General features: G+C 43.0%; 8 protein-coding genes, 5 tRNA genes, 1 rRNA gene and 1 other annotated feature. Of the genes, 2 read left to right on the top strand and 12 right to left on the bottom strand.

Annotated elements, in window-relative coordinates; translation table 11 throughout:
* Window positions 1-104 precede the first annotated feature (104 nt).
* Entirely contained in the window at window positions 105-3,338 is a 3,234-nt protein-coding gene (gene carB / locus BUA78_RS07110; RefSeq protein WP_072912512.1) for a carbamoyl-phosphate synthase large subunit, read from the top strand.
* 152 nt (window positions 3,339-3,490) lie between these two features.
* Here carB and BUA78_RS07105 read toward each other — a convergent pair.
* The 3 genes from BUA78_RS07105 to BUA78_RS07095 form a co-directional block, all read right to left on the bottom strand.
* A tRNA-Arg gene (locus BUA78_RS07105) sits at window positions 3,491-3,567 on the bottom strand.
* Between the two features lie 55 nt (window positions 3,568-3,622).
* Window positions 3,623-3,699, bottom strand: a tRNA-Arg gene (locus BUA78_RS07100).
* 55 nt (window positions 3,700-3,754) lie between these two features.
* Window positions 3,755-3,831 (bottom strand) — tRNA-Arg (locus BUA78_RS07095).
* A 152-nt stretch (window positions 3,832-3,983) separates the two neighbouring features.
* On the opposite strand from BUA78_RS07095, the gene BUA78_RS07090 reads away from it, so the two are divergent.
* A complete protein-coding gene (locus BUA78_RS07090; RefSeq protein ID WP_072912510.1) occupies window positions 3,984-4,724 on the top strand; it encodes a CBS domain-containing protein in 741 nt (246 codons plus the stop codon).
* A 23-nt stretch (window positions 4,725-4,747) separates the two neighbouring features.
* Here BUA78_RS07090 and BUA78_RS07085 read toward each other — a convergent pair.
* The 9 genes from BUA78_RS07085 to rrf all read right to left on the bottom strand — a co-directional run bounded on the left by BUA78_RS07085 (window position 4,748) and on the right by rrf (window position 12,775).
* Window positions 4,748-4,841, bottom strand: a tRNA-Ser gene (locus BUA78_RS07085).
* A 16-nt stretch (window positions 4,842-4,857) separates the two neighbouring features.
* Window positions 4,858-4,947: transfer RNA gene (locus tag BUA78_RS07080), tRNA-Ser, on the bottom strand.
* 107 nt (window positions 4,948-5,054) lie between these two features.
* A complete protein-coding gene (gene serS / locus BUA78_RS07075) occupies window positions 5,055-6,329 on the bottom strand; it encodes a serine--tRNA ligase (protein WP_072912508.1) in 1,275 nt (424 codons plus the stop codon).
* A 209-nt stretch (window positions 6,330-6,538) separates the two neighbouring features.
* Window positions 6,539-8,119 carry a phosphoglycerate dehydrogenase gene (gene serA, locus BUA78_RS07070; RefSeq protein ID WP_175548985.1) on the bottom strand — a complete coding sequence of 527 codons (1,581 nt, stop codon included), beginning with the start codon at window positions 8,117-8,119 and terminating at the stop codon, window positions 6,539-6,541.
* A complete protein-coding gene (locus BUA78_RS07065) occupies window positions 8,119-9,276 on the bottom strand; it encodes a pyridoxal-phosphate-dependent aminotransferase family protein (protein ID WP_072912503.1) in 1,158 nt (385 codons plus the stop codon). Before BUA78_RS07065 ends, serA begins: the two co-directional genes overlap by 1 nt.
* Window positions 9,277-9,354: 78 nt before the next feature.
* Window positions 9,355-9,603: a binding site (T-box leader), on the bottom strand.
* A 95-nt stretch (window positions 9,604-9,698) separates the two neighbouring features.
* Complete coding sequence (locus BUA78_RS07060) at window positions 9,699-9,992, bottom strand: hypothetical protein (RefSeq protein ID WP_072912500.1); 294 nt, start codon at window positions 9,990-9,992, stop codon at window positions 9,699-9,701.
* A 235-nt stretch (window positions 9,993-10,227) separates the two neighbouring features.
* Window positions 10,228-11,451 (bottom strand): HD-GYP domain-containing protein, encoded by a 1,224-nt coding sequence (locus BUA78_RS07055; RefSeq protein ID WP_072912497.1) that lies wholly within the window; start codon window positions 11,449-11,451, stop codon window positions 10,228-10,230.
* 83 nt (window positions 11,452-11,534) lie between these two features.
* Complete coding sequence (locus BUA78_RS07050) at window positions 11,535-12,356, bottom strand: RMD1 family protein (protein WP_072912494.1); 822 nt, start codon at window positions 12,354-12,356, stop codon at window positions 11,535-11,537.
* Window positions 12,357-12,658: 302 nt separating this feature from the next.
* Window positions 12,659-12,775 (bottom strand): 5S ribosomal RNA (gene rrf / locus BUA78_RS07045).
* Window positions 12,776-12,781: the final 6 nt, after the last annotated feature.

The raw sequence follows: 12,781 nt of genomic DNA, 5'->3' as shown, positions 1-12,781 counted from the left end.
TTTTGCATAACAACTTATATCTTTACTTTTTTTTGGTATAATTCATCTAGAAACCATCATCACGCAAGAATAATATCTTCTCTAAACTAAGCGGGAGGGAACGTATGCCAAGAAGAAATGACATTCATAAGATACTGATTATCGGTTCCGGTCCGATTGTGATCGGACAAGCCTGTGAATTTGACTATTCTGGAACCCAGGCCTGCAAGGCTTTACGTCAATTGGGTTACCAGGTTGTATTGGTCAATTCAAACCCGGCCACCATTATGACAGACCCAGAAACTGCCGACGCAACCTATATAGAACCACTAAACGTGAAAAGCTTGACAGATATTATTGCCAAGGAGAGGCCAGACGCCCTGTTGCCAAATTTGGGCGGACAATCGGCTCTTAACCTGTGTTCCGAACTGCATAAGGCCGGTGTTTTAGAAGAGTACTCGGTTAAAGTAATTGGGGTACAGGTGGATGCCATTGAACGTGGCGAGGATCGCATTGCCTTTAAGGAGACCATGGCTACGTTGGGTATTGAAATGCCCCTTAGCAAGCCTGCCTACAGTGTTGAGGAAGCTGAAAAAATTGCCCAAGAGTTGGGCTATCCCGTAGTTATTCGCCCCGCCTATACCATGGGCGGCACCGGTGGCGGCCTGGTCTATAATGTTGAAGAATTAAGAACCATTGCCAATCGTGGCATTGCTGCCAGTATGGTGGGCCAAATTCTGGTAGAGGAATCGGTACTGGGCTGGGAAGAATTAGAAGTAGAAGTTGTGCGGGATGCCAAAAACCAGTTTCTCACCATTTGCTTCATTGAGAATATTGATGCCATGGGTGTCCACACCGGCGATTCCTTTTGCTCCGCCCCGATGCTCACCATTAGCCAGGAGCTGCAGCTACGTTTGCAAAAATATGCCTATGCCATTGTAGAAGCCATCGAGGTCATTGGCGGCACCAACGTTCAGTTTGCCCACGATCCAAAAACCGGCCGAGTTGTGATTATCGAAATTAACCCACGCACCTCCCGTTCCTCAGCCTTAGCTTCTAAGGCCACCGGCTTCCCTATTGCTTTAATATCTGCCATGCTGGCGGTGGGCCTAACCCTGGACGAACTCCCTTATTGGCGGGAAGGTACCCTTGATAAATACACTCCCTCCGGTGATTATGTAGTCATCAAATTCCCTCGCTGGGCCTTTGAAAAATTCCCCGGTTCAGAAGACAAGCTGGGCACCCAGATGCGAGCTGTTGGTGAAGTAATGAGCATCGGTAAGAACTATAAAGAGGCCTTTCAAAAGGCTATTCGCTCCCTGGAAATTAATCGTTACGGCTTGGGCTTCGCCCAGGATTTTAATCAGCGTTCCTTGGAGGAATTGCTCGCCCTGCTGTCCGAACCCTCCAGCGAACGGCAATTTATCATGTATGAAGCCTTACGCAAAGGTGCCGATATTGAACACCTCTATAGGCTAACCCGCATCAAACCCTGGTTTATCCAGCAAATGAAGGAACTGGTCCTGCTGGAGGAAGAAATCCTGCAGTATAAAGACGGACAACTTCCTGACCAACTGCTGGCTCAAGCGAAAAGGGACGGTTTTGCGGATCGTTATTTAGCCCTGCTGTTACATCTACCGGAGGCAGAAATCCGTCAGCGCAGAACTGCTTTAGGTATTGTGCAAGGCTGGGAAGCCGTTCCGGTAAGCGGTGTGGAAAATGCCTTCTATTATTATTCCACTTACAACGCCCCCAACCAAACCACCTACACCGATCGGCAAAAGGTCATGATTTTGGGTGGCGGCCCCAACCGCATTGGCCAGGGAATTGAATTTGACTACTGTTGTGTCCATGCCGCCTTTGCCTTACGGGATTTAGGCTATGAAACCGTCATGGTCAACTGCAACCCGGAAACGGTTTCCACCGATTATGACACTTCGGATAAACTGTATTTTGAACCCCTGACGACGGAAGATGTTTTGAGTATCTATGAAAAGGAAAAACCACTGGGTGTAATCGTGCAGTTTGGCGGCCAAACACCCTTGAACATTGCCGGTGAATTAGCCAAAGCCGGGGTAAAAATCCTTGGCACCTCACCAGCAACCATTGATCTGGCAGAAGACCGCGACCAGTTCCGTAAGATCATGGAAAAACTGGCTATCCCCATGCCTGCGGCAGCTATGGCAGTGACTTTGGAGGATGCCCTAGCCATCGCCAACCGTCTTGGGTATCCTTTGATGGTGCGTCCCTCCTATGTTTTGGGTGGCCGTGGTATGGAAGTTGTCCACGACGAGGAAATGCTGCGCCGGTTTATGGCCAAGGCCATTGGGGTTACCCCGGAAAGGCCGATTTTAATCGACCGCTTCCTTAAGGATGCCATTGAAGCCGAAGCAGACGCCATCGCCGATGGTAACGATGCCTTTGTCCCAACGGTCATGGAGCATATTGAATTGGCCGGTATTCACTCCGGGGATTCAGCCTGCGTAATTCCTCCCACCAGTATTCCGGCCAAACATATTAAGACCATTGAGGAATATACTAAGAAGATTGCCCAAGAGCTAAAGGTAGTGGGGTTGATGAATATGCAGTATGCCATTGCCGATGATCGTGTTTACGTTTTGGAAGCCAACCCCCGGGCTTCCCGTACTGTTCCTTTGGTATCCAAGGTTTGTAATGTTTCCATGGCCCGCCTGGCCACGGAAATAATGCTAGCCAGAGAAACCGGTGGCACCTCCCCGGTCAATAACCTCAGCCCCATAAATATTACTCACTTTGGCGTAAAAGAATCGGTCTTCCCCTTTAACATGTTTCCAGAGGTAGATCCGGTGCTGGGGCCAGAAATGCGCTCAACCGGTGAAGTATTAGGCATTGCCGATTCCTTTGGTCTGGCATACTACAAAGCCCAGGAAGCAACCCAACTGCCCCTGCCCACCTCTGGCACTGTTCTAATAAGTGTTACAGACCAAGATAAGGCTACCGCCTTGGAAGCGGCTAGAATCTTTGCCCAACTCGGTTTCATAATTAAGGCCACCGAAGGAACTCATCGTTTTCTAAAGGAACATGGCGTTGATTCCCAGGAGATTAATAAAATACATCAAGGTCGTCCTAATATAGTGGATGGCATTACCAACCATGAAATTCATCTGGTAATTAATACCCCCTTTGGCAAACGGGGTCAAGATGATGACTCCTATATCCGCAAGGCAGCTATTAAATATAAGGTGCCCTATATTACCACCGTAGCGGCCGCAATAGCCAGTGCCAAGGGGATTGCTTCCTATATCGATAATAGTTTCCACCAGGCTCCGTTGAAAGCTTTGCAAGAATATCACCGGGAGCTGGCCATAAAAAATTCATAGCTAAGCCAGAAAAGGCAAAGTGGGTGTCGCAAAGAAATATGCGACACCCACTTTTTAGCCATCAGCCTACTTGGTTTAAACAGGGTACTCCTAACTTTATCGGTCCAGCACACAGAAAAGCACTGCAATCCCTTGCAGTGCTTGATTTCAAATGGTGCGCCCGGGAGGACTCGAACCACCGGCACACGGTTTAGGAAACCGTTGCTCTATCCACCTGAGCTACGGGCGCATATAAAGAAGTTGTCAGCCCCAAATTTTTCTATTTAGAACTAACAACTTTTTTGTGGCGTGCCTGAAGGGACTCGAACCCCTAACCTCCTGATCCGTAGTCAGGTGCTCTATCCAATTGAGCCACAGGCACATATTCAAAGCAATGAGAATAATATCACAGTTTATACCAAAAGTCAATAATTAAATGGCGTGCCCGAAGGGACTCGAACCCCTAACCTCCTGATCCGTAGTCAGGTGCTCTATCCAATTGAGCCACGGGCACATATTCTGCTGGTAAGCATATACTGCAGTAAACAACTTTAACGCAACAAGTTATCCCTGCCGCGAAGTTTATTATATAACAAATGTTACACTAAAATCAACTGTTATTAATTGTTAGAGAAAAATTTATTTGCTGACTGTGGGGGAAAGTAATTGAATCTTAAAAAACCGGATAATTCTACCATGGCATTTTTGTCTGTACTTTGTATTTTATTATTTATCTATGGCTTCTTTTACACGACTATTCATCTGCCTATCTATCAACTGGATTATAACCTTAACAACCTACAGATATCGCCTGATCATATAATCCAGCTAATCAATGTGATACATGATTCTATGTTTAAAATACTTCTTTGTGTAATGGTTTTCTCCATCATTTGTTTGGTGATGATTTTTCAGTCTAGTTTTCGCTTACTATTTAATAAGGATCAGCTACAAATTGATGTGGGCATATCAGAAAAGGAAATTACGCCGGGCACAGATGGCGTAAAATTAGTTGCTAATGAAAAAGGGCAAATACCCTTATATAATGCCGAGGTATACCGACAACTAACAGAGGATTACATTATTTCTGATGTATCACCAGATGGTAAACCAATCGGTTTTATCACCATGGATTCTTTTTTACGGGGCTTTAAAAGCTATTGTGAATCCCAAGAGTGTGACCGAGATTTAGAAACGATACGAGAAGTAAAAAAAGATCGTGTTTATGCGCCTGAGGAATATGTTCGGTTCGGAGAAAATATTACCTCTGTGGCCAATAAAATGCTTACAAAAAAACTCTCCGCTCTACCTGTGGTAGATGAAAATGGGTGTATGAGAGGGTCCATCCATTACTTACAAGTAATTCAATTGTTAACACAAAAAATGGAGGAACTAAAAAACCGTTAGCTTTACGCTAACGGTTTTTATTTTGGCGGAGAGCGAGGGATTCGAACCCTCGATACAGGTTAACCCCGTATACTCGCTTAGCAGGCGAGCGCCTTCAGCCAACTCGGCCAGCTCTCCGTAGATCTATCTTACTTGGCGGAGGGAGTGGGATTCGAACCCACGGAACCCGCAAGAGTTCAACGGTTTTCAAGACCGCCTCCTTCAACCGCTCGGACATCCCTCCATACTCGAAGGAGTATAGCGTTGGGACATCTCAATTTCCCAAGCAAGATAGAGTATATCATAGCCATATCCTGTTGTCAATTCGATTATGAGTATCTATTCGTGGTATTACAGAGTTATTCTTTCCACTCCACCCATATAAGGCACCAACACTGGCGGTACTGTAATACTGCCATCGGCTTCTTGATAATTTTCTAAGATGGCCGACAATGCTCTACCAATGGCAACTCCGGAACCATTTAAGGTATGAACAAATTCCGGTTTTGCCTTAGCCGCCGGACGATACCTAATATTGGCACGTCTGGCCTGGAAGTCCAGGAAGTTACTACAGGAGGAGATTTCTTTATAGGCATTGTAACTGGGCAACCATACTTCTATATCGTAGGTCTTCGCAGAAGAAAAACCCATATCTCCACTGCAAAGCAGTATGGTCCTATAAGGTAACCCTAAAGCTTGCAGAACCTTTTCTGCATTTTCAGTTAGCCGTTCCAGTTCATCAAAGGATTCCTCTGGTTTAGAAAATTTTACTAGCTCTACCTTGTTAAATTGATGTTGACGAATCAGTCCCCGAGTATCCCGTCCGGCAGCCCCGGCTTCAGCCCGGAAACAAGCACTGTAGGCACAGTGATAAATAGGCAGTTGTTCAACAGGTAAAATTTCTTCCCGGTATAGGTTGGTTACCGGCACTTCGGCCGTAGGAATAAGATAATAATTAAGTCCTTCCAACTTAAACATATCTTCGGCAAATTTAGGCAGTTGGCCAGTTCCTACCATGCTATCGGCATTGACAATAAAGGGCGGAAATACTTCGGTATAGCCATGTTCACGGGTATGTAAATCCAACATAAAGTTAAACAATGCCCGTTCTAATCTGGCTCCCAACCCTTTGTAGAAGGAGAACCGGGCGCCAGTAACCTTACCGCCCCGTTCAAAATCTAAAATATTAAGTTCTTCACCTAGATCCCAATGCGGCTTGGCTGAGAAGTTGAATTCACGGGGTTTGCCCCACCGGCGAATTTCTACATTATCGTGTTCATCCTTACCCACGGGTACAGATTCATGGGGAAGATTCGGAATAGCCAACAGAATCTGTTCCAATTTCTCTTCGATTACCCGGATTTCATCATCCATATCCTTGATTTGCTGGGAAGCCTGTCTCATTTCCAGTTGCTTTTGCTCTGCATCCTGTCCGGCTTTTTTTAGTTTGCCGATTTCTTGGGAAACCACATTACGAGTGTTTTTCAGTTGTTCCACGACCACTAGTTTTTCCCGACGGCTTTCTTCCAACTTTAAAAATTCATCCAAGGATAGGCCTGAACCACGTTTTTTTAATCCTTCTAAAACCAACTCAGGATTACTGCGAACAAATTTTATATCCAACATACGAGTACCCCCATATTGCTAGTAAATTAGTATAAAAAATAGTACAACTGTTATAATAGTACAAAATTTACCTTTAGTATTATACTACACTATTTACATCTTTGTAAAACCAGGGGTTACCAGCTTCTTAGCATTTTTCCTTTATAAGGGTAAGAGGCTAGGGTGAGACTCATTAAAATCTCATCGCTAACCTCTTCATATGCCATCTCTTATAGGCTTACCATTTTCACTTCCAATACTCCATCTATCTTAGCCAGTTCCTCCAGTGCACACTGGGGAACAATATTATCTACCATCATTACCATGATAGCTGTACCACCCAGTTCAATACGACCCACCTGCATGCCGCCGATGTTAATTTCTTTGTCCCCCACAACGGTACCTACTTTCCCTACAATACCCGGTTTATCAGTGTGGGGCACCACTAACATATGTCCTACAGTGGCTGCGTTAATCCGGAAACCATCGATGTTAACAATTCTCATATCATTACCCTGGAATAGAGTGCCAGCTAACATCCTTCTGCCTTTGTCCGTGTAAACATTAACAGTAATCAGATTATTGTAGTCTTCACCATTTTCAGTGGTTGTTTGTACCACTGTAATGCCTCGATTACGGGCTACTAAGGTGGCATTGACAAAGTTTACATTTTCTTGCAGGATGGGATCCAAGAGGCCCTTCAGTAAGATCGTAGTGATGGGGTTTACATCGTATCTAGCTAATTCGCCACTATAGACAACTTCAACCTTCTCTATCCGTCCGTTCAGCATCTGGGCTTGGAACTTGCCCAGCTTTTCGGCCAGATCCAGGAAGGGGCGAATTTTTGCTAAAAGTTTGGGACTCATGGAGGGCATATTCACTGCGTTTTTCACTAGATCTCCCCGCAAGGCTGCCACAATTTCTTCTGCCACATCAACGGCTACGTTAATTTGGGCTTCCAACGTGGATGCACCGAGGTGAGGGGTGGCAATAAAGTTATCCAGCCGAATCAAAGGGCTTTCTGTGCAAGGTTCTGTTTCAAAGACGTCCAGTGCTGCTCCAGCCACTTTACCAGATACCATATATTCGTAAAGAGCTGCTTCATCTACAATACCACCCCGGGCACAGTTAATAATGCGTACGCCATCCTTCATGATTGCCAAGGCTTCTTTGTTAATCATATGGTAGGTTTCTTTGGTTTTGGGCATATGAATAGTGATGAAATCCGACCTTTTAAATAATTCTGGGAGGGTAACAATTTCTACTGCCATTTTCTTAGCATGTTCTTCGGAAATATAGGGATCGAAGGCGATGATTTTCATTTCCATCGCCTGAGCCCGTTTGGCCACAGCCGATCCGATACGACCAAGTCCGATCACGCCCAAGGTTTTGCCTCTTAACTCAACCCCCAGAAAGGCTTTTTTATCCCAGCACCCATTCTTTAACTTATTGCAGGCTGCCGGTACTTTTCTGGCCAGACCGAGCATCATGGCCATGGTAAGTTCTGCGGCGGCAATGGTGTTACCATCCGGGGCGTTGACCACCACAATACCTTTATTCGTGCAAGCATTGCGGTCGATGTTATCTACACCCACACCAGCCCGGCCAACTACCTTTAACTTTTGGGCTGCCTCCACCACCTTGGGAGTAACCTTGGTGGCACTACGAACAATCAGAGCATCGTATTCGCCAATGATTTCTACCAGTTGATCCTCGGTCATCTTCTCACCAATAACCACTTCTATATCTTGCTGACGACGTAAGGGCGCCAGACCTTCTTCTGCTACTCCATCCATTACCAATACTTTCATTATGCGTGTTCCCCTCCTACAAATACCATTTGAGCTTCTCTTACGCCTGCACCTAGCTCTGCCTTGTAGCCTACTTTACCCAGAGCCATTTCCAGTGCAGCGATAGCTGTAATTACATCAAACTTATCTGCATATCCCATATGGGCAATGCGGAATATTTTGCCCTTCATAGCATCTTGACCACCAGCAAAGGTAACTCCATAATCCCTGAGTAATACCTTTCTTAGGGTATCGGCATCCACTACCATAGGCGCTTGCACTGCGGTAACCGCCATGGAGGCACATTCATCCGGAGCTAAAAGTTCTAATCCTAAACCTTGAATAGCGGCCCGGGTTGCTTTTGCCAGCAACTTATGACGGGCAAATACATTTTCTAAACCTTCTTCCAGAATCATGTCCAAAGCTGCTTCTAAACCAAAGACCATAGAAACAGGAGTGGTATAGGTGGTATTCCATTTGGCTATATTTTTTTTCGCCTTGAGCAGATCAAAATAATATTTGGGAGTGGTATTTTGCTCAATTTTTTTCCAGGCCTTTTCGCTTACGCTAATGAAAGCGAGACCCGGCGGCAACATGAAGGCCTTTTGAGAACCACTGACTACCACGTCTACATGCCATTCATCAGTTTTTAAATCGATAGCTGCTAACCCACTGACAGCATCCACAACCAGCACCGCGTCATGCTGAGCTACTAATTTACCCAATCCTTCAATATCATTTTGAATGCCGGTGGATGTCTCATTCTGAGTGGCAAACACAACTTTAATGGCTGGATCTGCCTCTAATTTTTTCTTAACTACATTTAGGTCGATATCATAACCCCAGCCAAAATCTACAAAATCTACTTCTCCGCCGTAAATGCGGGCTAACTCCGCAAAACGTTCCCCAAATTTACCGCAAGACAGGGCCAATACTTTATCCCCGGTATTCACCAAGTTGACTACTGCTGCTTCCAACGCACCAGTACCGGAACTACCCTGAATGAAAACATGATTTTCGGTCTGAAATACCTTTTTTAATTTACCAGTAACCCTTTCCATCACCGTTTGAAACTCTGCACTACGATGCCCAATGATGGGTCGGGACATGGCTTCTACCACCCGAGGCGGAACTGGTGTGGGGCCCGGAATCAAGAGATACTTTTTGTCTTTCATCATCTGTAATCCCTCCAAAATTTTTTTGCCCGCCGGGGTGGAAAATATAAAAACCTCCCGCCCCTAACGGATGATCAGTCCGATAGGGACGAGAGGTATTCTCCCGCGTTGCCACCCTTGTTGATCAGAAAAAAATTCCTTCTAATCCACTCAATTGTTATAACGGGTATCTTCCCGTATCCACCTAATGCACAACTTTTTCTTTATCTCGCTGTGTTTCGGCAGATCCCCTCTGGGGAGGAATTCATTTGTGTTATCTACTGGTTCGCACCTATCACCAGCTCTCTGCAAGATAAGACCCAAATTACTTTTCCCCTTCTCAGGGTTTCTTGATGTACTTTGTCATGTAATGATTTTACACAGGAGACTTTTGTTTGTCAAGAAAGGATTTAAACTTTTTTAAGTGGGCAAGCTTATCCTCCTCTTCACGGCCCACGGTTTTTTTGTTTGGGTAGCGAACTTATAAGAATGGCCATGCTAATAACTGTACCAATTTTAATCGCATTATAAGTTTTTTCTGCTTCTTTGTAGTAGGCATCAAACCTTTCTTTAATTTTGTTGCCGGACGGTAATGTAGCGGTATGTATATTTTCCACCGCTCCTTGAACGTTTTGCACCACCTGAAATTTATTCTCTACCAGGCTGCCAAACATAAAAGACAATATTACCGTCATCGTGACTAACCACTTACCTAGTTTGTTCAGGTTGACAAACTTCATAGCAGTTCACCTCCTGAACGCCGCCAAGCTAGCGTCAATGATAGTGTAACACATGTAACCAAATACCATAATATTCCATTTGGGGTTATTAAATTCCAATAATTGTCTTTTGGTTAGATATATTCTTATTTGTGTACTCTAGCTTTGATTTCCATTTATTTACTATTTAATATACTTTTGAGAAATAGTTTTAAAAATCCCCTACCAATAGATTTTACCTTGGTAGAGGATTTTTTCATTTGTTATGAACAGTATTGTCTAGCCATAGAGCTTCTTCATAGTTAGTTAGTAAAAGTATTGATAGCTCTTTATCAATTACGCCGGATTTTGCTTGATTCTCTATAATTTCAACTACCTGCTTCTTCTCCATCGCCTTTCTATAAGGTCGATTTTCTGTCAGAGCGATAAATATATCGGCTACAGCTACGATCCTTGCGCCTGTTTTTATTTCTCTCCCATCTAGCTTAAAAGGATAGCCTCTACCGTTTAATTTTTCATGATGGCAAGAAGCATAGTGATTAATTGTTTCAAAACCGTCTATCATTTTGAGGATGTGATAGGTGTAATAAGTATGCCTCTTCATAATATCGAATTCACTGGAAGTTAATTTTCCTGGTTTATCAAGAATTGTGTCAGGTATACCCAGCTTACCTAGATCGTGTAACAAACCTGACACCTTTAAAATATCACAGTGATCTGATGTAAAACCAGCTTTTTGTGCCAAGAAATGGCAAACCTCAGCTACACCCACAGAATGTTTCCTGGTAAAGGGGCTTTTAAAGTCAATAATCTTAGCCATGGTTTGTGCTATAGGCATTACCCCTAGTACTTCTAACTGTTTAGTAATTACCGGGCAATGATGGGCCAGCACATCGTCAATGAATTCTGAATGAAGATCCAACCAGAAACATTCTCTTTCACTCAAGTCATTAAAGGCTTCTATCAAGTAAGGATCTAATAACTTTTTGCTTTCGGCATTAATAGTATGGCAGATTTGTTTCCTTTGATCTAGGATATAGACATTATCTCGCACTAATACATCAATTCGATCCGCTAGGTGGATAATACGACTTTCAATAGGAATTTCACTTTTTGACCTGCCTGAACTATTACAAAGGCCATCCCATCTATCATGATGATACAATATGATATCCGAAATATTATGAAATAATGGATGTTGATAAAATAATTGATAGCCTTTTTTACAATGGTCAAGGGTCTTGGTTGTATTAAAATCCATTAACTGTTGCTTTTCCATCCAGGTATTGGAGCCAGCGTCATGTAAAATGGCAGCAGTAAAAAGTCTTTTCAATTGGTCCTGGTTTAGCCCATAAAGTTTACCTATTTGCAATGCAATTAAAGCAACTCTCTGATGATGACGCATCAGTCCCTGAGAACCAAAATCCATAGCTAAACTAAGAGAACTTAAAAGCTTGTAATAGTTAGTTTCAAAAGTCATTATAAAATACCTCACTTAGTTTTAAATGACCATTATTTCTATTGGTTGTTAATAAATTCCTGTCTGGCTTATCTTAGAAAATCTTAAAATAGTTTCTCAACCAAGGAGATAATAATTTCAAAGGCTATTAAAATTATAATCATCCATTCTAATCTTGTACCTCTTTTAGCATGGGTAAGTATGGTAAATACTTCCGTAATATCCATGATTGTCTCTGTCTTATGGCGTAAATTTTCATACCTTTCTTGTAACTCAAAAAGCTCTGCAAGCTGCATAAATAAAATCTCAGCATCCTCTTTATACCAAGTAATATCTGGTTTATCCAATACCATTACATAGGAAATGGTGTTGTACTTATAGCGAAGAACTTGAGCGGATAGTTTAGCCAGCTTATCGTCGCCAATATTTAATTTACCATGATCCAAATAATCAATAATTTTTTCTATTTCATCTGATACTTTTTCAATATTTTCCTCAATTCTATCCAAAGCTACCGACCTTGCTAAAACAATAGCTATCATTTGTGGATAATGTTCCAAGAGTCTGGGAGCTACCATAAAGTTATGATGCACTTCTAATTCTCTATCACTATTAATTTCTACCAAATAGGAGTCGTTGTATTTAAAATGATTTATATTGTTAGCTAAAGAGGTATCTATTTTGCTTATATAATTGTATAAATCGGAAAGATCATGTTTAGTGCAATTCATGCCCACTAAACAACCAAAATGAAATAGATAGGCTGTCTTATTATGATGATCATTAAAAATACCTTTTAATTGATGTTCCTTAAGAATTAAGGTATCTTCCCACTTGAATTTCTTTTCAATACCGAAATGCTTAGCAAATTGATTTAAATTCAGTTCCTGAGCTACAGATACTGCTAAAAAATTCATCGACTGCATATGAATACTCCTTTATACATGACACTACTTATTTTACATATTATTTCCATGTTGTTAGCTTATATCCTTTCTGAGTATTTCTTTTGGGTCAGGCTATTAGTTATTAGCCATTAGCCTCTTATCCCTCTTCTTAAACCCTTTATATTCTCTGTAAAGCAGCTTAGAGAAACTGTCATATTTGTACTAGTCAAGCCGAGAGCCTGACCGAGACAGCCAATGACTCTTTTCTTCCCTGGACTTACCCTCACGCAAAAACAAAAGCCCAGCAGTTTATCCTAACTGCTAGGCTTTCTTTAAAATCACTCTGGCGACGACCTACTCTCCCAGGGACTTGCGTCCCAAGTACCATCGGCCCTGAAGGGCTTAACTGCTGTGTTCGGGATGGGAACAGGTGTACCCCCTCCGGTATCGCCACCAGAAATCTT

Source organism: Desulforamulus aeronauticus DSM 10349, from assembly GCF_900142375.1.
Lineage (GTDB): Bacteria > Bacillota > Desulfotomaculia > Desulfotomaculales > Desulfotomaculaceae > Desulfotomaculum > Desulfotomaculum aeronauticum.
The sequence above is the reverse complement of the archived record's forward strand: the minus strand, read 5'-3'. Positions and strand labels throughout refer to the sequence as shown.

Bases quoted from the DNA above. Each gene is read 5' to 3' on its own strand.
- BUA78_RS07050 (WP_072912494.1), bottom strand. From the start codon at position 12,356: ATGCAGTCGATGAATTTTTTAGCAGTATCTGTAGCTCAGGAACTGAAT.
- BUA78_RS07065 (WP_072912503.1), bottom strand. From the start codon at position 9,276: ATGATGAAAGACAAAAAGTATCTCTTGATTCCGGGCCCCACACCAGTT.
- carB (WP_072912512.1), top strand. From the start codon at position 105: ATGCCAAGAAGAAATGACATTCATAAGATACTGATTATCGGTTCCGGT.
- serA (WP_175548985.1), bottom strand. From the start codon at position 8,119: ATGAAAGTATTGGTAATGGATGGAGTAGCAGAAGAAGGTCTGGCGCCC.
- BUA78_RS07055 (WP_072912497.1), bottom strand. From the start codon at position 11,451: ATGACTTTTGAAACTAACTATTACAAGCTTTTAAGTTCTCTTAGTTTA.
- BUA78_RS07060 (WP_072912500.1), bottom strand. From the start codon at position 9,992: ATGAAGTTTGTCAACCTGAACAAACTAGGTAAGTGGTTAGTCACGATG.
- serS (WP_072912508.1), bottom strand. From the start codon at position 6,329: ATGTTGGATATAAAATTTGTTCGCAGTAATCCTGAGTTGGTTTTAGAA.